Genomic DNA, 18,158 nt, shown 5'->3' with positions numbered 1-18,158 from the left:
GTATCCGCCACCCCGTCAGCGACGCAGGTCGCGCAGGTACCACCACTCGAACAGGCGCTTGGCCCAGTGGAGCAATCGACACGGTGGAGTCACCAGCTGACGCTTGTCGTTGCGGAACACCAGCGTGGCCCGATCGAGCATGTCCATGACGCAGACCAGCTCCCACTTGAAGGTCTGCCCGGCCGGCTGGCCGTCGATCTCGGCGACGAGGTTCTTCGCCGCCGCTGCCGCCTGCAGGTCTGCCATGTGCGCCTGCTTCGGCGCCCAGTCGGGCGCCGGGTAGCTGCCCGAGTCACCGGCGACGTAGACCCGCTCGACGCCCTTGACCCGCGCATGCTCGTCGGCCTCGATCATCCCGCCCGGCGAGGTGGGAAACGGGGCGTTCTCCAGCCAGGCCGGACCGGTCATGCCGGGCATGAACAGGATCAGGTCGGCCTCGAACTCGCCTTTCTCGGTAATGACCCGGTTGGCCTCGAACTGCTTGGGCTTGGCGCCGATATGCGCCTCGATGTCGTACTTGGCCATGCGGTCGAGCAGGCGATCGACCGCCTTTTCGCCCAGGCGGTTGCCCGGCCGCGGCGAGGGATTGACGAACACCAGCTTGAATCGGTCACGGCGCCCCTGCTTGCGCAGGAGCCGATCGATGCCGAACAGCAGCTCCAACATCGGACCGCCGCGCACCGCGGCCGGCTCCTTGGGATTGCCGCCAAAGCCGATGGCAATCGTGCCGCCCTTCATATCGGCCAGCCGGTCGCGGATCTGCTCGGCGGCATCGATGCCCTCGCACAGCGTGATCGCGTGCTCGATCCCGGGCAGCTTCTTGAGGAAACGCCCGCCACTGGCGATGATCAGACCGTCGTTCTCGACCTCGCCGTTGTCGGTAATGACCCGACGGCCGTCGTCACTGACCCCCGTCACGCGCCCGGCATGGAAGTGCACGTCCAGCCGTTCGAGCAGGGGACGGATGTCGTGGAGGATGTCTTCACGGCTGCGCAGTCCCGCCGGCACCCAGATCAGGCTGGGGTAGTACTGAAAGGTGGGCTCGGGCGCGATCAGGGTGATTTCCGCCTGCGGGCTCTCCCGCCGCAGGCGCCGTATCGCCGTCAGTGCCCCGAACCCCGCACCAATGACCGTCAACTTCATGCCGTGCCCTCCGCAGGACGTAATTCGAATGCGACTCGGTGATGCGCCTTATCTTGGCATAAGGGCTTTCTTATGCTCAATCGCGTCGACGCCGTACCGCCCGGGGCCGAGTGAGAGGACGGGCCAGCAACAGCAGCACCAGCACGACGCCGAGGACGATCGGTGTTCGTGTATCGAATTTCACCGACAGGAAGTAGTGCAGCACGACCAGTGCCGTGGCGGGGTAGACCAACCGGTGCAGCGTCTTCCAGCGCCGGCCCAGCCGACGCATCCAGCCGCGGGTCGAGGTGACCGCCAGCGCCACGAGCATCAGGAAGGCGATCACGCCGAAGGTGATGTGCTCGCGCTCGATCACGTCCTCCCAGATGGCCGTCAGCGCCAGCTGACGGTCGATCACCAGCCAGAGCAGGAAATGCAGTGCGGCATAGAAGAAGGCATACAGCCCCACCATGCGCCGGTAGTCGATCAGCCCGGCACGCGGCACCAGGCGCTGCAAGGGGGTAATGGCCAACCCGATCAGCAGCAGATAGAGCGCGGTATCACCGAGAAAGCGCAGGCTGTCGACCACCGGCTCGTAGCCGAGCTGGTGGGTGGGTATCGCCCAGGCGAGATACGCAAGGGGTGCGAGCTGCGCCAGGAAGAGCAGCCACCAGGCGGGTCGGTTGGCCAGCCAGGGACGGCGCACCATCAGAAGTTCTTCTCGAGATCCATGCCCTGGTAGAGGTGCGCGACCTGATCGGCGTAGCCGTTGAACATCAGGGTGTCGCGCCGCCCCCATTCGCCGATGCGCCGCTCGGTGGCCTGCGACCAGCGCGGATGATCGACATTGGGGTTCACGTTGGCGTAAAAACCGTATTCACGGGGTGCGGCCTCCATCCAGGTCGAGACGGGCATCTCGCGCACCAGGCTGATGCGCACCAGTGACTTGCCGCCCTTGAAACCGTATTTCCACGGCACCACCAGCCGGACCGGCGCACCGTTCTGCGGAGTCAGCGGCTTGCCGTAAACGCCGGTGGCCAGGAGCGTGAGCGGATGCCGCGCCTCGTCCAGACGCAGTCCCTCGACATAGGGCCACTCCAGCACCGCCCGTTTCTGCCCGGGCAGCGGATTTTCCGGGCGGTAGACGGTCTCGAAGCGCACGAAGCGCGCCGCGGAAGTCGGCTCGACGCGATCGAGCAGCGCCTTGAGCGGCACCCCGTCCCAGGGGATCACCATCGACCAGCCCTCGACGCAGCGCATGCGATAGATGCGTTCCTCGGGGGCATGAAGACCGACCAGGTCGTCGATGGAAAAGCGCCCCGGTCTGGCGACCTCGCCGTCGACCTCGAACTCCCATGGCGAAAGGCGGTCGATCAGGGCGGCAAGAGCGTCGGCGTTGCGTCGTGGATCGGTCTTGCCGGTGCCGAGTTCGTAGTAGTTGTTGTAGCCGGTGATGGCATCGAACTCGGTCAGCTGCGCCGACAGCGGCTTGCTTTCCTCGGCGCGTCCGCAGCCCGGCAGCGCGAGGGCCGCGCCGGCCCCGACCATCGAGCGCAGGAACGTCCGCCGCGCGTTGCGGTCCATGGCGAGGCGGGGATCGGTGACCTCGCATTCGCTTGGTTCGTGCGGAGATCGGATACGGTGTCGCATAGCAGGCCTCTGGGATGCTGAATGCCTGGGGCGCGGCCAGACGGGTAGAATCCCGACCGTCACCCGTTTTCGTAAGACCCGAGTATCGACGTAAAGGTTTCGCCTTGCAGAAGGGCGCCCCGACCACGACCGATTCACGTTTTTCAGGAACCGCCACCCGATGTCCGACACTGTTGCCGACCCGCGCCGCGAGCTGGCCCACGCCTTTCTCGACCGGCACGCGCCCGGTTACGACACCCTGCGAGCCGCTTCCAGCGATGCCAGCAACCGCCGCTACTGGCGAGCGGCGTACCCGGACGGGCAAACCCGCATCGTGATGGACTCGCCGCCGGAGAAGGAGCCGGTCGCACCGTTTCTCGATGTCCATGCCCGACTGGAATCCGCCGATCTGCCGGTGCCGCACATCCATGCCCGTGACCTCGACCGCGGCTTCCTGCTGCTCGACGACCTCGGCAGCGAGACCCTGTTTGCCTGGCAGGCAGAGGCCAAGCCGGCCGAGCGGGCGACCGCTCTCGCCGACTGCCGCACCCAACTGGTCTCGCTCGCCCGCGTCGAAACGGACGGCCTGCCCGCCTTCGATACCTCCCGACTGACCACCGAGATGCAGCTGTTCGACGAGTGGTATCGGACCGGCCATCTGGAGGCGAGCTGGTCGAAGACGCAACACGCGGAGTGGCAGGTCCTGCGCGACCGGATCGCCGCACGCCTGGCCGCCATGCCGCCGGTATTCGTCCACCGTGACTATCACAGCCGCAACCTGATGCACCACGCGGGCGAGTGGGCGATCATCGACTTTCAGGATGCCGTGAGCGGCCCCCTGGCCTACGACCTGGTCTCGCTGCTGCGCGACAGCTACATCGACTGGCCGGGCGAGTGGGTCGAGCGCGAAATCGACGCATTCTGGGGACAGGCGCGCGCCGCCGGACTGACCGACGCCAGTCGGGAGGCCTTCGTCGAGGATTTCGCCTGGGTCGCGGTGCAGCGCCATCTCAAGGTGCTGGGCATTTTCGCCCGCCTGAGCCGACGCGACGGCAAGCACGGCTATCTCGACGACCTGCCGCTGACCTGGCGTCACCTGCAGTGGGCGCTCGACCGCGCACCGGAACTCGCCGCGCTGCGCGAGCTGCTCACCGGCCTGGAACCGGAGAACGCACGTGACTGACACAAGCACGACGACCACCGCGATGATCCTGGCGGCCGGCCGCGGCGAGCGACTGCGCCCGCTGACCGATCACACGCCGAAGCCGTTGATCGAGGTCGGCGACAGGCCGCTGATCGAGCATCACCTCGAACGACTGGCCGCCGCCGGCATTACCCGGGTGGTGATCAACCTCGCCCATCTCGGCGAGCAGATCCGCCGGCACCTCGGTAGCGGCGAGCGCTGGGGGCTGACGATCGAATACTCGCAGGAGGGCGAGCGGGCCGAACAGGCGCTCGAGACCGCCGGCGGCATCCGTCAGGCGCTCGACCGGCTGGGCTCGCGCTTCCTGCTGATCAATGGCGACGTGCTCACCGACGTCGACTATGCCGACCTCCTGCGCCGCGACCTGCCGGGCGATTCCCTCGCCCACCTGTTGCTGGTCGACAACCCGCCGCACAACCCGTCGGGCGACTTTGTCCTGGGCCGCGACCGCCTGGAAACGCAGGGCGACGATCCGCTGACGTACGCCGGCATCGGACTGTTCCGGCGGGAACTGTTTGCCGACCTGCCGCCCGGTCGGCAAGCACTCGGCCCGGTGCTGCGCGAGGCGATCGAGGCCGGACAGGTCACCGGCGAGCACCACCACGGCGACTGGCTGGACGTGGGAACGAAAGAACGCCTGGCCGAGGCCAGGCGTCGCATGCAGGTCGACTGACAACGTCCCGATCCGGGATGCCTGTCCCTCGTCAGCGGAAGGCCAGGTCCCTAAGGAACAGCGCGATCTGCGGGAAGGAGATCAGCAGCACCGTCATCGTGATCAGCATGATGATGAACGGCGGCGTGCCCCTGACGATGTCCATGTACGGTCGTCGGAACACCGCCATGGCGGTGAATATATCGTAGCCGAACGGCGGCGTGGCCGAGCCGATCGCCGACTGCAGCACCACCAGCGTACCCACCAGCACCGGGTCGACCCCCGAGGCCTGGATCGCCGGCATGAAGATCGGCGTCAGCACGAAGATCGCCACGATCGGGTCGACGAACATGCAGGCGACGAAGTACGACACGGCGATCAGCACCAGCAGCATGGTCGGATTGGCCGACACCTGGTCGAGGATCGGGCCGAGCACCTCGGAGGGGATCTGCGCCAGCGAAATCACCCAGGAAAAGGCCTGGCCCGCGCCGACGAGGATAAAGACCACCGCGGTGATCAGGCCGGTCGACAAGGCGATGCCCGGCAGGTCGGAAATCTTGATCGAGCGGTAGATCACCATCTCGAGGATCAAGGCGTAGAACACCGACATCGCGGCCGCCTCGGTGGGGCTGAACAGCCCCGAGTAGATCCCGCCAAGCACCACCACCGGGAAGCCCATCGGCAGCACCGCGCCACGGAAGGCACGCAGCCGCCCCATCCAGCCGACCCGCTCCTCCGGCTCGATGCCCCAGCGACGGGCGACGAACCAGCTGTAGAGCGAGAACATCAGCATGATCACCACGCCCGGGCCGATACCGGCGATGAACAGCTCACCCACCGAGACGTTCGCCGCCACGCCGTAGATGATCGCCGCGATCGATGGCGGGATCAGCAGCGCGATGTCAGAGGAATTGACCAGCAGGGCCAAGGTGAAGCTGTCCTTGTAGCCGGCCTTGAGCATCTTCGGTCGCAGCGCGCTACCGATGGCGACCACGGTAGCCTGGGTCGAGCCGGAAACGGCACCGAACAGGGTGCAGGTCACCGCCGTGGTGATCGGCAGGCCACCGCGACGGTGGCCAATGAACGCACGCACCAGGTCCAGCAGGCGGTCGGCCGTGTGCCCCTTGGTCATGATGTCGGCGGCAAGAATGAACATCGGCACGGCGACCAGCACCGACGGGCGCACCCCGCCGATCATCTGCTGGACGATCTGGGTCGGGTCGACGCCGGGGAAGGAGACCAGCAGCAGCGCCAATGCCCCGACGATCAGCGGCACCATCATGGGGAAGCCCATCAGGAGCAGCAGGAACATCAGGACGAACATCACGGTAAGCATCAGCGGGCCTCCTTGTCCGACTGGCCGGTCTTATCGGCGTCATCCTCGTCGAGGAGTTTGCCCTCCTCTTCGGCGTACAGGTCGGCGTCCTCGTAGGCCTCCTTCTCCAGAAAGGAGCGATACAGCTCCTTGGAGACGAGGTTGCGCACCGTGGTCAGCGTGTACTGCAGGCCGGCCATGAACAGGCCGACCGGCACCAGCACATACAAGGTCCAGAGCGGGATGCCGAGCGACGGCGTCGCCTGGCCGATGGAGCGCACCTGCACTTCGTAGAGCACCGCGTAGTAGGCGAGATAGAACATCACCACCGCCGAACCGGTGGTGATCAGCATGTTCAGGCCCTTGCGCCAGCGCCCCTTGAGCTGGTCGTAGATGGCCGACATGCGGATATTGCGCCCGTGCCGCGCGGCCTTGGCCACGCCGACGAAGGTGATCATCACCAGCAGCGCCTGGTTGATCTCGCCGGCGAACGGCAGCCCTTGCTTGAGGAGGTTGTCGCCCAGGACGTTGGCGATGTTCAGGGCGGCCATCAGCAGAATCGCCCCGGAGAGGACAATGTTCTCGATCCAGCCGATCAGCCAGTCCAGGCGGATCAGCATCCGCCCCGGCAACGACCGGGACAGCTTTCCCTGCGCTTGCGACATTAGATTTCTCCCGGCCGGGCCGACCTTGCACGGACGATCCGGCTGACGTTCTTATTGTTTCCGTTCCGGCGGTCGGCGAGACGGGACAGCGGGGTGTCCGCCGATCGGCGGCGGCGATCGTCCCGAACGATTCGCGTGACGCAACATGCCGTCGGAGTGTAGTCGCGCGTTCATCCGGCTGTCCAACGGCGGCGCGCGCTCGACGTGCTAAGGTCAAGGGATCGCGGCGCTCGCCACTGCTCCGGGGCGAGCGCCCCCATGAACGAAAAGCAAAAACAGGGAGAGACAGATGGAAAGCAAGCGATTCCTTCACAAGGGCGCCCTCTGGATGGGCGCCATGGCGATGGCAGCTGGCCTGACCTTGACCGGCTGCGGTCAGTCCTCCGATGACGAGGCCAAGTCCGGTGAAGGCGAGCAGGTCTGGCGTTTCGCCCTCGAGGAGACCAAGGGCGGCGTGCAATGGAAATACGCCGAGAAGTTCAAGGAACTGATCGAAAGCGAGCACGAAAACGTCGACATCAAGATCTACCCCTACGGCACGCTCGGCAGCTCGCAGGACATCACCCAGCAGATTCAGAACAACACCATGCAGTTCGCCTTCGCCTCGGCGGGCCATGTCGGCTCGACCATCCCGGAGGCCCAGGTGTTCACCCTGCACTTCCTGTTCTCCCAGGATGACTCGGTCAACAAGGAAATCTTCGCCAGCAACCCGGTGGTCTACGAACAGCTGGGCGCGGCCTACAACGAGAAGGGCCTCGAGCTGCTGTCGATCATCCCCGAGGGCTGGATGGTCTGGAGTGCCAACAAGCCGATCACCCAGCCGTCCGACTTCGAGGGCGTGAAGATCCGCGTCAAGCCGTCCGACCTGCTGATCGCCACCTACGAGGGCTACGGGGCCAACCCGAAGCCGATGGCGTACTCCGAGATCTACGGCGGCCTGCAGCGTGGCCAGATCGACGCCCAGACGCAGCCGATGTTCGCCATCCGCGACATGAGCTTCTACGAGGTGCAGGACTACCTGATCGAGGCGCGCAATGCCCAGTTCGTCTCCACCGTCATCACCAGCCCGGGCTTCCTCGAGGGCCTGCCGGAAGACATGCAGGCAAGCGTCAAGGAGACGATCAAGGAGCTGGACCCGTACATCTGGGATGTACAGAAGGAGCTCAACGCCAACGCCACCGAGGAGATCAAGTCGAAGAGCGACATCGAGTTCATCGACCTGACCGCCGACCAGGTGGAATCGTTCCGGGCTAGTGTCGAGCCGGTATTCGACCAGTACGTCGAGCTGGCCGGCCCGCGCGGCGAGAAAATCCTCAACGCGATCCAAAAAGCCGTGGCCGAGGGCAACAGCGAGTAAGCCTCCCTCCTCACGCAACCCGAAGGCGCGCCAACGGCGCGCCTTTTTTGTGTTCGCGGCGTTCCTATCAGAACGCGCCCGACAAGCCACTGACAAATATCAAGATTCCGGACTACGATTGGTCTGAGACAACCACCGATCACCGGAAAAGCGCACATCAAGAGGACCGAACCGATGACCGGAGACGAACAAGGTCAGAGACGCTGGCTGGCCATCAATGCCGGTTCGTCCTCACTCAAGCTCGCGGTCTTCGATGCGGCTGGCAACTGCCGCCACAGTTGTGCCGCCGAGGAGCTCGCCGACGGAGACGCGCCCTTGGGCTCGGCGCATGCGCGCGCCCTGGACGAGCTGATCTCCGCCCTGCCAACAAGTGATGCCGGCCCCTTCGAGGCCATCACGCATCGGGTAGTCCATGGTGGCGAACGCTTCCACGCCCCGACCCGCATCGACGACTCGGTCATCGAGGCCCTGCACGAGATCGAACCGCTCGCCCCACTGCACAACCCCATTGCCACCGCCTGCATCGAGGTAGCCCGCGAGCGCTTTCCCGAGACGCCACACTACGCGCTGTTCGACACGGCGTTCCACAAGGACCTGCCGCCCGCGTCACGCAACTACGCCCTGCCCGGCTGGTGCCGGGAGGAGCTGGGCATCCGTCGCTACGGCTTCCATGGCCTGTCGGTGGCCAACGCCCTGCGACAATTGGCAGACGCGACCGACCACCCGCCGCAACGGCTCAACCTGATCGTGATGCACCTGGGTAACGGCGCAAGCGTCACGGCCATCCGTGGCGGACACAGCATGGCCACGTCCATGGGAATGACCCCGCTCGAGGGCCTGGTCATGGGCACCCGCGCCGGCGATCTCGACCCGGCGATCCCCGGCGTGCTCGAACGGCGCGGCGGCCTGTCCAGCGACGAGGTCGATCACCTGCTCAACCACCAGTCGGGCCTGCAAGGGCTCTGCGGCACCCGCGACCTGCGGGAAATCCATGCGGCGATCGACTCGGGCAGCGAAGCGGCGAGCACGGCCCTGTCGATGTACATCCATCGTATCCGTCACTACCTGGGCGGGTATCTGGTCAATCTCGGCCGTCTGGATGCGCTGGTCTTCACCGGCGGCGTCGGCGAGCACGACCCGGTGGTGCGCGAATCGGTCTGCGAGGGGCTGGGCGTGATGGGCCTCGCGCTCGACATCAGCGCCAACCGCCGCAACATCGGTGGCCCGCGAGCCCTCCATCAGCCCCACAGCCCGGCCGGCATCTGGGTGGTTCCCGCCGACGAGGAACGGGAAATGATCCAGCAGGTCCGGGCGCTCGCCTGACACCGGACCGACACACCCGTCTGTTCTCGTTCTTCAGAGCACGCAACGGCATCGCATGCCCCGAGCCACGGAGAAACACGCCATGCAACCAAGCGATATCGAATCGATCGACGGTTTCTGGCGAGCGGCCAACTACCTGTCCGTCGGGCAGATATACCTGCTCGACAACCCACTGCTGCGCGAGCGACTGGCCCCCGAGCACATCAAGCCACGCCTGCTGGGACACTGGGGCACCACGCCGGGACTCAACTTCATCTACGCGCACATGAATCACCAGATCGTGGCGCGCGATCTCGACGCCATCTACCTGACCGGTCCCGGCCACGGCGGTCCGGGCCTGGTGGCCAGCGCCTGGCTCGACGGCACCTACTCGGAAACCTACCCGCGCATCAGCCGCGACGAGCCCGGCATGCGCCGCCTGTTCCGGCAGTTCTCCTTTCCCGGCGGCATCCCCTCGCACGTCGCTCCGGAGACCCCGGGCTCGATCCACGAGGGTGGCGAGTTGGGCTACGTGCTCTCGCATGCCTTCGGCGCGGCCTTCGACAACCCGGACCTGGTGGTCTGCGCGGTGGTCGGTGACGGCGAAGCCGAGACCGGCCCGCTGGCCACCTCGTGGCATTCGAACAAGTTCCTCGACCCGGCCCGCGACGGCGCGGTGCTGCCGATCCTGCACCTCAACGGCTACAAGATCGCCAACCCCACCGTGCTCGCCCGCATCCCGGAGGACGAACTCGAGGCGCTGCTGCGCGGCTACGGCTACGAGCCCCACTTTGTTTCCGGAGACGACCCCGAGACGATGCACCCGGCGATGGCCGAGACACTCGGCCGGGCCCTCGACGACATTCATGCCATCCAGCAACGTGCCCGCCAAGACGGGGACACCACCCGCCCCCGCTGGCCGATGATCGTGCTGCGCACGCCCAAGGGCTGGACCGGCCCAGAGGAGATCGACGGCGAGCCGGTGGAAGGCACCTGGCGCTCCCACCAGGTCCCGATGAAGCACGTCCGGGAAAACCCTGCCTACCTCCGGATCCTCGAATCCTGGATGAAGAGCTACCGCCCCGAGGAACTGTTCGACCAGCAGGGTCGCCCCCTCGACTGGCTCACTGCGCGCACCCCGGTCGATGCCCGACGCCTGTCCGCCAACCCGCATGCCAACGGCGGGCTGCTGTGCCGGCCGCTCGACTTGCCCGACTTCCGCGACTACGCCGTCCCGGTCGAGGCCCCGGGTCAGGCCAAGGCCGAATCGACTCGCGCCATGGGACGCTTCCTGCGCGACTTGATCGAGAAGAACCGCGGGACACGCAATTTCCGCCTGTTCGGTCCCGACGAGACCAGCTCCAATCGGCTCGATGACGTCTTCTCCGTCACCGACCGGGCCTGGCACGGCGAGATCCTGCCCACCGACGAGCATCTCGCCCGCGACGGGCGGGTGATGGAGATCCTCTCGGAACACACCTGCCAGGGCTGGCTGGAGGGCTACCTGCTCACCGGCCGCCATGGCCTGTTCGCCTGCTACGAGGCCTTCATCCACATCATCGACTCGATGTTCAACCAGCACGCCAAGTGGCTGGACACCAGCCGGGAGATTCCCTGGCGTGCGCCCGTGCCGTCGCTCAACTATCTCCTGACCAGCCACGTCTGGCGCCAGGACCACAACGGCTTTTCGCACCAGGATCCCGGCTTCATCGATATCGTGGTCAACAAGAAGGCGAGCGTGGTCCGTGTCTACTTTCCACCGGATGCGAACTGCCTGCTGTCGGTGACGGACCACTGCCTGAAAAGCCGTGATTACATCAACGTGATCGTCGCCGGCAAACAGCCCGAACCCCAGTACCTCGACATGGATGCGGCGATAAAGCACTGCACCGCAGGCATCTCGATCTGGGAGTGGGCCAGCAACGACGACGGTGTCGAACCGGACGTGGTCATGGCCTGCGCGGGCGATGTACCCACCGAGGAGACCCTGGCCGCCGTCGACCTGCTGCGCCGCCACCTGCCCGAACTGCGGGTGCGGGTGGTCAACGTCGTCGACCTGATGAAACTCCAGCCGGACAGCGAGCACCCGCATGGCCTGTCCGACCGGGCGTTCGACTCGATCTTCACCCTCGACCGGCCGGTGGTGTTCGCCTATCACGGCTATCCGTGGCTGATTCACCGCCTCACCTATCGGCGGACCAACCACCACAACCTGCACGTGCGCGGCTACAAGGAGGAAGGCACGACCACCACGCCGTTCGACATGGCGGTGCAGAACGAGATCGACCGGTTCCACCTGGTCATCGACGTGATCGAGCGCGTGCCCGGCCTCAAGGTGCGTGGCGCCCACCTGCGTCAGCAACTCGAGCAGCGCCTCATCGACCACGAGCACTACATCCGCGAACACGGCGAGGACATGCCGGAAATCCGCGACTGGCGCTGGCCGTCACTGACGGCCAACGGCCAGCCACCTCATCATCACTAAATCACCATATTCCAATATGTTAATCGCAAGATAAGTGCATTTATTTGCGGTAGAATGCGGCGAATCGAATCTGGCAGAGGAACTTTCAGGATGGAGGGCGATGCACGCCGCACTCGCGAGCACGCGCGCAACACGCTCGCCCCATGGCTGACCGCCGTCTGCCTGTTCGCCTGCGTTGCCCAGCCGGTCAGCGCCGCCACGGTTGCCGAACAGCGGCACGCAGCCGTCGAGCTTGCCGGCCAGGGGCAGCTCGACCGCGCCATCGAACAACTCCGCAGACTGGCTGAACAACATCCGAGCAACGGCCGGGTGCTCGCCGACCTGATCGTCCTGCTCCGTCAGGCCGGCGACAACCCGGCAATCCGTGAGCGCATGGCGGGCATCCCGCCCGAGACCGTGCCACGGTACGCACACCTCGCCTGGGCCGGCGCCCTGCGGGACGAACGACGCTTCGCCGATGCCGCGACCATCCTGCGCCGCTCGCACGACCAGCTGGGCACTCCCGGGCGCATTCTCTACGGCGTGGTTTCCGCCGAGGCCGGCGACGCGGCCACGGCCACCGCGGTGCTCGATTCGATCACCCCCTTGCCGGACTCGCCGCAGCAGCTGGCAATGATCGCCTACGGGCTGCGAGTCGCGGGCCAGCCACGACAAGCCCTGCTCCGCGCCAATCGCGCACTCGAAATCGATGCCGGCCACCCGCTCGCGGCCCAGCAACAGAACCTGGCACTCTGGCAGCTCGGCGCCGCCGAGCACGCCCTCGACCAGGTCAACCGCCATCCCGACCGCTTCGCCGCCTCGACCCGCCTTCAGATCGAGGCGGATGCCAATGCCGCGGCAGTCCGCCACGCCATCGCCCAGCGGGACGCGCTCAGCGACACGCCGCTCACGGCACGACGCAACCGGGCGCTGGAGGCCGCACTGCTGCGAATCGATCGCTTTATCGAGCGTGCCCCGGCGGGACACCCGCAGCGACTCCGGGCCCGCCTTGACCGACTGGTCGTCCTGCGGCAACTGGAACGCATGCCGGAGGCCATTGCCGCCTACGAGGAACTGCCCGACCAGACCGCCGCCCTCCCGCCGTTCGCACGGCGCGCCGCGGCCGATGCCTATCTCGCCGAGCGCCAGCCAGAGCGGGCCATCCCGCTGTACCAGTCCCTCAACCGCGCCGACACACCGGCGGACCTCGACCTGTTGCTCGCCCTTTATTACGCCCACCTCGCCAACGAGGACTACGCCACTGCCACCGACCTGCTGGACCACGCCGAAGCCGTCACACCGACCTGGCTGCCTGCGCCGGCCGGACGGGAAGCCCAACCGAACTGGGAACGAATCGGCGTCGACCAGCTCGGGGCGCTCGACCCTGCCTACCGGCAACACGAGGCGCAGGCATGGAGCCGTGCCGACACGCTGGTCGCTCGGGCCCCGGCTCACGCCGGGCTGCGAAACACCCAGGCACGCGTTGCCCGCTGGCGTGGCTGGCCGGAACGCTCGCGGCAACTGACCCAGACCGCGGCCAGCTGGGCGCCCGAAGCACTCGACACCCGCCTCAACCAGGCTGCCAATGCGCGCGACCTGGGCGAGTACGATCGCTGGGCGGCGATCCTCTCCGGACTGCAATCCGACTACCCGCGCGACAGCCGCGTGCGTCGCCAGGCCGACGAGCTGGCCGATCGCGACCGACCCTCGATCGAAGGCGAGCTCACCGTGGGACGCACCCGCGGCGGCACGGGCGTGGTCACGGGCAACCGCGACCTGAACTGGCGGGCACGACTGAACTCGGCGTGGACGAGCGAGGACTGGCGGGTATTCGCCGAACACCGGCGCACCACCGCCACCTTCGACCAGACCAAGGGGCGCCACGACCGCGTCGGCATCGGCATCGAGTGGGCCGCGCTACGCCGCCAGCTCTGGTTGCGCGTCGATCGCGAACGGCTGGGTGACACGGACCCAGGCGTCGCCGCCGGCGGCAGCATCTGGCTCGACGACCACTGGCAGCTGTCGGCCGAGGCGGACAGCCATTCGATCGAGACACCGCTGCGCGCGGACGACGCCGGCCTCTCCGGCTGGTCCGCCTCGACCACGCTCTACTGGCGAGCCCATGAATCACTGAATGCCTACGTGACGACGGGACTGCTGACCATCGACGACGGCAACCGCCGCTGGTCGGCGGCGGCCGGCGCCACGCGCCGGGTGCAGGCCTCCGCCCACCACCTCACCAACGTGGGCGCGGACGTCTTCTATCAGCACAACAGCTCGCCCGGCGGCCCCTACTTCAACCCACGCTACTCGGCGAGCGGCACCTTGCGGGCCGAGCACGAGTGGATCACCTGGCGGCAGTACGAACGGTCGTTCACGCAGACCTTCTTCGCGGCAGCCGGCATGGGCCTTCAAGCCGATTACGGCAGCCATCCGATGGTGGAGGCCCGCTACGGGCATCGCTGGGCACTCGACCGCCGCTGGTCGGTGGAATATCAAGTGGGCTGGCAGAGCACGGCCTACGACGGCGAGCGCGAACGCCGGCTCTACGGCACCGTCGGCTTCCGAGGAATCTTCTGATGCGCCGGCTCGCGTTCCTGCTTTTGATGCTCGCCCCGCTGGTGGCCCCCGCCGCGACGTCGCCGTTCGGCGTCCCTGACGACCAGTTCCTGGCGCTGTGCTACCACGACGTGCGTGATGAGGTGACCGCCGGGCGCGATGCCGACCCCTACGCCGTCAGCACCCGCCGGCTGACCGAGTGGTTCGACTGGATGGCCGCCAACGACTGGCATCCGGTCTCCCTGCAGCAGATCGTCGATGCCCGCCAAGGCGGGGAGCCGTTGCCCGACAACGCCGTTCTGCTGACCTTCGACGACGGCCTGTCGAGCCTCTACAGCCACGTCTTCCCGTTGCTGCAGGCCTACGACTACCCGGCCCTGTTTGCCCTGCAGACCGGCTGGCTGCAGACGGTCTGGAGCGGGGCGTCGGTCGACTACGGCGCGGTCAAGCGGCCGGCCGAGGCTCCTGCAACCGCCGCCGGGGAAGAAGCGCCCGCCAGCACCGTGGTCTACAACGACCGCCCGCGAGGGGCATCGGGCTTCGTCTCGCCCGAGCAGATCCGCCGCATGCAGACATCCGGCCTGGTGGAGTTCGCCAGCCACAGCCACGACCTGCATCGCGGCATCCTGGCGAACCCGCAGGGCAACATGGAGCCGGCGGCGATCACCCGCCGCTACGACCCGGCCAGCGACAGCTACGAGAGCGACAAGGCGTTCCGCAACCGCATCCGCGTCGACCTCGAACGCAGCGCCGACGCCATCGAGGCGATCACCGGCGTGGCACCGCGCGCGATCGTCTGGCCCTATGGCGCCCACAGCGCCGAAGTCGACCGGATCGCCGCCGAGGTCGGCATGCCGTGGTCGTTCTCGCTCGGCAGCGAGCCGCTGAACCGACCGGGCCAGCCGGCGTACGGCCGCCTGCTAATCACCGACGATCCCACCGCGATGTCGATCGCCCGCGAGACGGCACCGGCACTTGCCGGCCCCGCCCCGCAACGCGCCGTGCATGTCGACCTCGACTACGTCTACGACCCGGACCCGGAGCAGACCAACGCCAACCTCGGCCGGCTGCTCGACCGCATCAAGCGCATGCAGGTCAAAAGCGTCTACCTGCAGGCGTTCGCCGACCCCGATGGCGACGGCAATGCCGCCGAGCTGTACTTCCCCAACCGGCACCTGCCCATGCGCGCGGATCTGTTCAACCGCGTCTCGTGGCAGCTGCGCACGCGTGCCGGGGTGCGTGTCTACGCCTGGATGCCGCTGCTGGCCTTCGACCTGCCGGAGGCCGAGCGCAAGCGCCGCTTGTCGGTCAGCCGGCCCGGCGCCGACGGCCAACCGGTGCCGGCCGAGCGGGACTATCGACGCCTGAGCCCGTTCCTGCCGGAGTCGGTCGAGATCGTCGGGGAGATCTACGCCGATCTGGGCAAGGCCGCCAGCGGCATTGCCGGGGTGCTGATCCACGACGATGCCTACCTCGCGGCCGACGAGGATCTGACCGCCTGCCGCGAGACGGCCCGCTGGCCGGGCACCACCCGACCGCTGGACACCTGTCGTCTCGACGCCGGGCAGAAGACCCGCGCGCTGATCGACTTCGGCACCGCCGTCATCGAGCGACTGCGTTATCACGTCAACCAGTCCAACGATTTCCGCACGGCCCGCAACCTCTACGCGCGGGTGGTGCTCGACCCATCCGCCGAGGCACGCTTCGCGCAATCGTTGCCGGCCTTCGCCTCGGCCTATGACGAGGTCGCCATCATGGCCATGCCGTGGCTGGACGGCACCGACCGTCCTGCCAATGAATGGCTGGGGGATCTCGCTGATGCCGTCGAGGCCCAGCTTGGTGGCTTCGATGACGTGGTGTTCGAGCTGCAGGCCCGTGACTGGCGCGGCGAGGGGCGCTGGATCGAGGCCGAGACCCTGCGCGCCTGGATGCAGCAACTCGTCCGCCGTGGGGCGCTCAACCTCGCCTACTACCCGGATGACTTCCTCAACAACCGGCCGCGCTTCGAGCCCACCTACGAGGGCATGTCGCTCAATGCCTTCCCGCATCGGCGATAGGAGACCAACGGGATGATCGTCAACTGGCTGCTGGACTTCGCCTTCTTCTACCCGCTGATCATGGCGTGGGTGTGGATCATCGGCGGTATCTGGTACTACTTCCACTGGGAGGGAAACCACGGAACGGACCCGGAACACCCGCCCCCGGCGAAGAAGACACCGCGCTGCAGCATCATCATTCCCTGCTTCAACGAGGCGGAGGACATTCGCGACACGATCCACTACGCGCACGCCAGCGAATACCCCGACTTCGAGGTGATCGCGGTCAACGACGGCAGCAGCGACGAGACCGGCCGCATCCTCGAGGAACTCACCGGCGACTACCCCAAGCTGCGCGTGGTGCACCTGGCGACCAACCAGGGCAAGGCGATCGCCCTGCGCACCGGCGCCCTTGCGGCAACCAGCGATTTCCTGGTCTGCATCGACGGCGATGCCCTGCTCCACCCCCGGGCCGTGTCCTGGCTGATGTTCCACCTGAGCTCCGGACCGCGAGTCGGGGCGGTGACCGGCAACCCGCGCATCCTCAACCGCAGCAGCCTGCTCGGCAAGCTCCAGGTGGGCGAGTTCTCCGCCACCATCGGCCTGATCAAACGCGCCCAGCGGGTGTACGGGCGCATCTTCACCGTCTCCGGCGTAATTGCCGGCTTCCGCCGCACCGCGCTGGATCGGATCGGCTACTGGGCCAGCGACATGGTCACGGAAGACATCGACATCTCCTGGCGCCTGCAGCTCGACCACTGGGACATCCGCTACGAGCCCAACGCGCTCTGCTACATCTACATGCCCGAGACGATCGTCGGCCTGTGGCGTCAGCGCCTGCGCTGGGCCCAGGGGGGTGTCGAGACCGTGCTGCGCCACACCGGCGGCCTGCTGCGCTGGACCAAGCGCCGCCTCTGGGCAGTGGCGCTGGAGTATGTCGTCAGCATCCTCTGGGCCTACGCGATGTTCGCGATCATCGTGATCTACCTGATCGGGCTTGTGGTCGATCTGCCGCCGAGCTGGGGCACGCCCGGTCTGCTGCCGCAGTGGGCCGGGGTCATCCTGGGCGTGACAGCCCTGCTGCAATTCTTCGTCAGCCTGCTGATCGACCGCCGCTACGAATCCGACCGACGGTTCTTCCGCAACTACTTCTGGGTGATCTGGTACCCGCTAGCCTTCTGGCTGCTGTCGATGATCACCACGGTCGCGGCCGTCCCGCGCGCGATTCTCAAGCGCAGCGGCGAACGCGCCCGCTGGATCAGCCCGGACCGCGGCCTGCGACCGCCGGAGGACAGCTGACGTCATGCGCCATGCTCGCCCCCGTCTTCCCACCATCATCGAGCGCTCGGATCTCGAGTCGCCGCGCAAGCGGCGTATCGGCCAGGTGATCAGCCTGATTGCATGGATGATCTGGATCTATCTGTTCACGCCATTGATTGCGCTGGTCGGCTGGGCCACGGGCGTGCAACTGTTCGAGCAGCACATCCTCGACGACCCGCTCGGCACATTGAAGACCGTGCAGATCTACGCCGGGGTGATCGCCATTGCCGGCTTGGTGTTCATCAGCTGGGCCGGCTACAACTGGTTCCGCTTCCACAACGTCGAACGCCGCCGCGCCCCGCCCCCCGTCGACACCCGCCAACTGGCCAAACACTTCGGCATTACCCCCGAAGAGGCGGAGACCATCGAACACGACCGCGTCGTGACCGTGCACTTCAACGAGGATGCCGGGATCATCGAGATATCCCCCGGCCCGGTGCATACCCGCCCGGCATACCACTCGGACTGAACCGCATACGAAAAAAAGCCCGGCATCCCAGCCGGGCTTTTGCGTCGTGGCGAGCCGTACGCCG

Annotated in this window: 14 protein-coding genes; 9 read left to right on the top strand and 5 right to left on the bottom strand. The window is 66.8% G+C overall.

Annotated elements, in window-relative coordinates; translation table 11 throughout:
• Nucleotides 1–15: 15 nt before the first annotated feature.
• The 3 genes from AWR35_RS04395 to msrP all read right to left on the bottom strand — a co-directional run bounded on the left by AWR35_RS04395 (nucleotide 16) and on the right by msrP (nucleotide 2,772).
• Nucleotides 16–1,143 carry an FAD-dependent oxidoreductase gene (locus AWR35_RS04395; protein ID WP_058574751.1) on the bottom strand — a complete coding sequence of 376 codons (1,128 nt, stop codon included), beginning with the start codon at nucleotides 1,141–1,143 and terminating at the stop codon, nucleotides 16–18.
• A 76-nt stretch (nucleotides 1,144–1,219) separates the two neighbouring features.
• The gene (locus AWR35_RS04390) at nucleotides 1,220–1,831 is read right to left on the bottom strand and encodes a protein-methionine-sulfoxide reductase heme-binding subunit MsrQ (protein ID WP_058574750.1); all 612 of its coding nucleotides are present in this window, start codon (nucleotides 1,829–1,831) and stop codon (nucleotides 1,220–1,222) included.
• Nucleotides 1,831–2,772 (bottom strand): protein-methionine-sulfoxide reductase catalytic subunit MsrP, encoded by a 942-nt coding sequence (gene msrP / locus AWR35_RS04385; protein WP_058574749.1) that lies wholly within the window; start codon nucleotides 2,770–2,772, stop codon nucleotides 1,831–1,833. The genes AWR35_RS04390 and msrP overlap by 1 nt, the downstream gene beginning before the upstream one ends.
• 160 nt (nucleotides 2,773–2,932) lie before the next feature.
• Between msrP and AWR35_RS04380 the strand changes: the two genes are divergently transcribed.
• Together AWR35_RS04380 and murU are read left to right on the top strand one after the other, a co-directional pair.
• Nucleotides 2,933–3,934 (top strand): phosphotransferase, encoded by a 1,002-nt coding sequence (locus AWR35_RS04380; protein WP_058574748.1) that lies wholly within the window; start codon nucleotides 2,933–2,935, stop codon nucleotides 3,932–3,934.
• Between the two features lie 22 nt (nucleotides 3,935–3,956).
• Complete coding sequence (gene murU / locus AWR35_RS04375) at nucleotides 3,957–4,628, top strand: N-acetylmuramate alpha-1-phosphate uridylyltransferase MurU (protein WP_058574747.1); 672 nt, start codon at nucleotides 3,957–3,959, stop codon at nucleotides 4,626–4,628.
• 31 nt (nucleotides 4,629–4,659) lie between these two features.
• Here murU and AWR35_RS04370 read toward each other — a convergent pair whose 3' ends face one another.
• Together AWR35_RS04370 and AWR35_RS04365 are read right to left on the bottom strand one after the other, a co-directional pair.
• A complete protein-coding gene (locus tag AWR35_RS04370; protein WP_058574746.1) occupies nucleotides 4,660–5,943 on the bottom strand; it encodes a TRAP transporter large permease in 1,284 nt (427 codons plus the stop codon).
• Complete coding sequence (locus AWR35_RS04365; protein WP_082663906.1) at nucleotides 5,943–6,587, bottom strand: TRAP transporter small permease; 645 nt, start codon at nucleotides 6,585–6,587, stop codon at nucleotides 5,943–5,945. Before AWR35_RS04365 ends, AWR35_RS04370 begins: the two co-directional genes overlap by 1 nt.
• A 289-nt stretch (nucleotides 6,588–6,876) precedes the next feature.
• Here AWR35_RS04365 and dctP point away from each other — a divergent pair, with 289 nt between their 5' ends.
• The 7 genes from dctP (at nucleotide 6,877) to pgaD (ending at nucleotide 18,094) form a co-directional block, all read left to right on the top strand.
• Nucleotides 6,877–7,944, top strand: a complete 1,068-nt coding sequence (dctP, locus tag AWR35_RS04360) for a TRAP transporter substrate-binding protein DctP (protein ID WP_058574744.1) — start codon at nucleotides 6,877–6,879, stop codon at nucleotides 7,942–7,944.
• A 174-nt stretch (nucleotides 7,945–8,118) separates the two neighbouring features.
• Nucleotides 8,119–9,267 (top strand): acetate/propionate family kinase, encoded by a 1,149-nt coding sequence (locus AWR35_RS04355; protein ID WP_058574743.1) that lies wholly within the window; start codon nucleotides 8,119–8,121, stop codon nucleotides 9,265–9,267.
• A gap of 55 nt (nucleotides 9,268–9,322) precedes the next feature.
• Nucleotides 9,323–11,731, top strand: coding sequence for a phosphoketolase family protein (locus tag AWR35_RS04350; RefSeq protein ID WP_058574742.1), 2,409 nt, complete (start codon nucleotides 9,323–9,325; stop codon nucleotides 11,729–11,731).
• A 90-nt stretch (nucleotides 11,732–11,821) separates the two neighbouring features.
• Complete coding sequence (gene pgaA / locus AWR35_RS04345) at nucleotides 11,822–14,290, top strand: poly-beta-1,6 N-acetyl-D-glucosamine export porin PgaA (protein ID WP_082663905.1); 2,469 nt, start codon at nucleotides 11,822–11,824, stop codon at nucleotides 14,288–14,290.
• The gene (pgaB, locus tag AWR35_RS04340) at nucleotides 14,290–16,326 is read left to right on the top strand and encodes a poly-beta-1,6-N-acetyl-D-glucosamine N-deacetylase PgaB (RefSeq protein WP_058574741.1); all 2,037 of its coding nucleotides are present in this window, start codon (nucleotides 14,290–14,292) and stop codon (nucleotides 16,324–16,326) included. Before pgaA ends, pgaB begins: the two co-directional genes overlap by 1 nt.
• 12 nt (nucleotides 16,327–16,338) lie before the next feature.
• Entirely contained in the window at nucleotides 16,339–17,604 is a 1,266-nt protein-coding gene (gene pgaC, locus AWR35_RS04335; RefSeq protein WP_058574740.1) for a poly-beta-1,6-N-acetyl-D-glucosamine synthase, read from the top strand.
• Nucleotides 17,605–17,608: 4 nt separating this feature from the next.
• Nucleotides 17,609–18,094, top strand: coding sequence for a poly-beta-1,6-N-acetyl-D-glucosamine biosynthesis protein PgaD (gene pgaD / locus AWR35_RS04330; RefSeq protein WP_058574739.1), 486 nt, complete (start codon nucleotides 17,609–17,611; stop codon nucleotides 18,092–18,094).
• The last annotated feature ends 64 nt before the right edge of the window (nucleotides 18,095–18,158 follow it).

The organism is Guyparkeria sp. WRN-7, from assembly GCF_001641825.1.
Lineage (GTDB): Bacteria > Pseudomonadota > Gammaproteobacteria > Halothiobacillales > Halothiobacillaceae > Guyparkeria.
Note: the sequence above shows the minus strand (reverse complement) of the source record. Positions and strands in the feature narration are given on the sequence as shown.

What these genes read in the sequence shown, in the direction of transcription:
- AWR35_RS04395 (WP_058574751.1), bottom strand. Translation starts at nt 1,143, where the DNA reads ATGAAGTTGACGGTCATTGGTGCGGGGTTCGGGGCACTGACGGCGATA.
- AWR35_RS04390 (WP_058574750.1), bottom strand. Translation starts at nt 1,831, where the DNA reads ATGGTGCGCCGTCCCTGGCTGGCCAACCGACCCGCCTGGTGGCTGCTC.
- msrP (WP_058574749.1), bottom strand. Translation starts at nt 2,772, where the DNA reads ATGCGACACCGTATCCGATCTCCGCACGAACCAAGCGAATGCGAGGTC.
- AWR35_RS04380 (WP_058574748.1), top strand. Translation starts at nt 2,933, where the DNA reads ATGTCCGACACTGTTGCCGACCCGCGCCGCGAGCTGGCCCACGCCTTT.
- murU (WP_058574747.1), top strand. Translation starts at nt 3,957, where the DNA reads ATGATCCTGGCGGCCGGCCGCGGCGAGCGACTGCGCCCGCTGACCGAT.
- AWR35_RS04370 (WP_058574746.1), bottom strand. Translation starts at nt 5,943, where the DNA reads ATGCTTACCGTGATGTTCGTCCTGATGTTCCTGCTGCTCCTGATGGGC.
- AWR35_RS04365 (WP_082663906.1), bottom strand. Translation starts at nt 6,587, where the DNA reads ATGTCGCAAGCGCAGGGAAAGCTGTCCCGGTCGTTGCCGGGGCGGATG.
- dctP (WP_058574744.1), top strand. Translation starts at nt 6,877, where the DNA reads ATGGAAAGCAAGCGATTCCTTCACAAGGGCGCCCTCTGGATGGGCGCC.
- AWR35_RS04355 (WP_058574743.1), top strand. Translation starts at nt 8,119, where the DNA reads ATGACCGGAGACGAACAAGGTCAGAGACGCTGGCTGGCCATCAATGCC.
- AWR35_RS04350 (WP_058574742.1), top strand. Translation starts at nt 9,323, where the DNA reads ATGCCCCGAGCCACGGAGAAACACGCCATGCAACCAAGCGATATCGAA.
- pgaA (WP_082663905.1), top strand. Translation starts at nt 11,822, where the DNA reads ATGGAGGGCGATGCACGCCGCACTCGCGAGCACGCGCGCAACACGCTC.
- pgaB (WP_058574741.1), top strand. Translation starts at nt 14,290, where the DNA reads ATGCGCCGGCTCGCGTTCCTGCTTTTGATGCTCGCCCCGCTGGTGGCC.
- pgaC (WP_058574740.1), top strand. Translation starts at nt 16,339, where the DNA reads ATGATCGTCAACTGGCTGCTGGACTTCGCCTTCTTCTACCCGCTGATC.
- pgaD (WP_058574739.1), top strand. Translation starts at nt 17,609, where the DNA reads ATGCGCCATGCTCGCCCCCGTCTTCCCACCATCATCGAGCGCTCGGAT.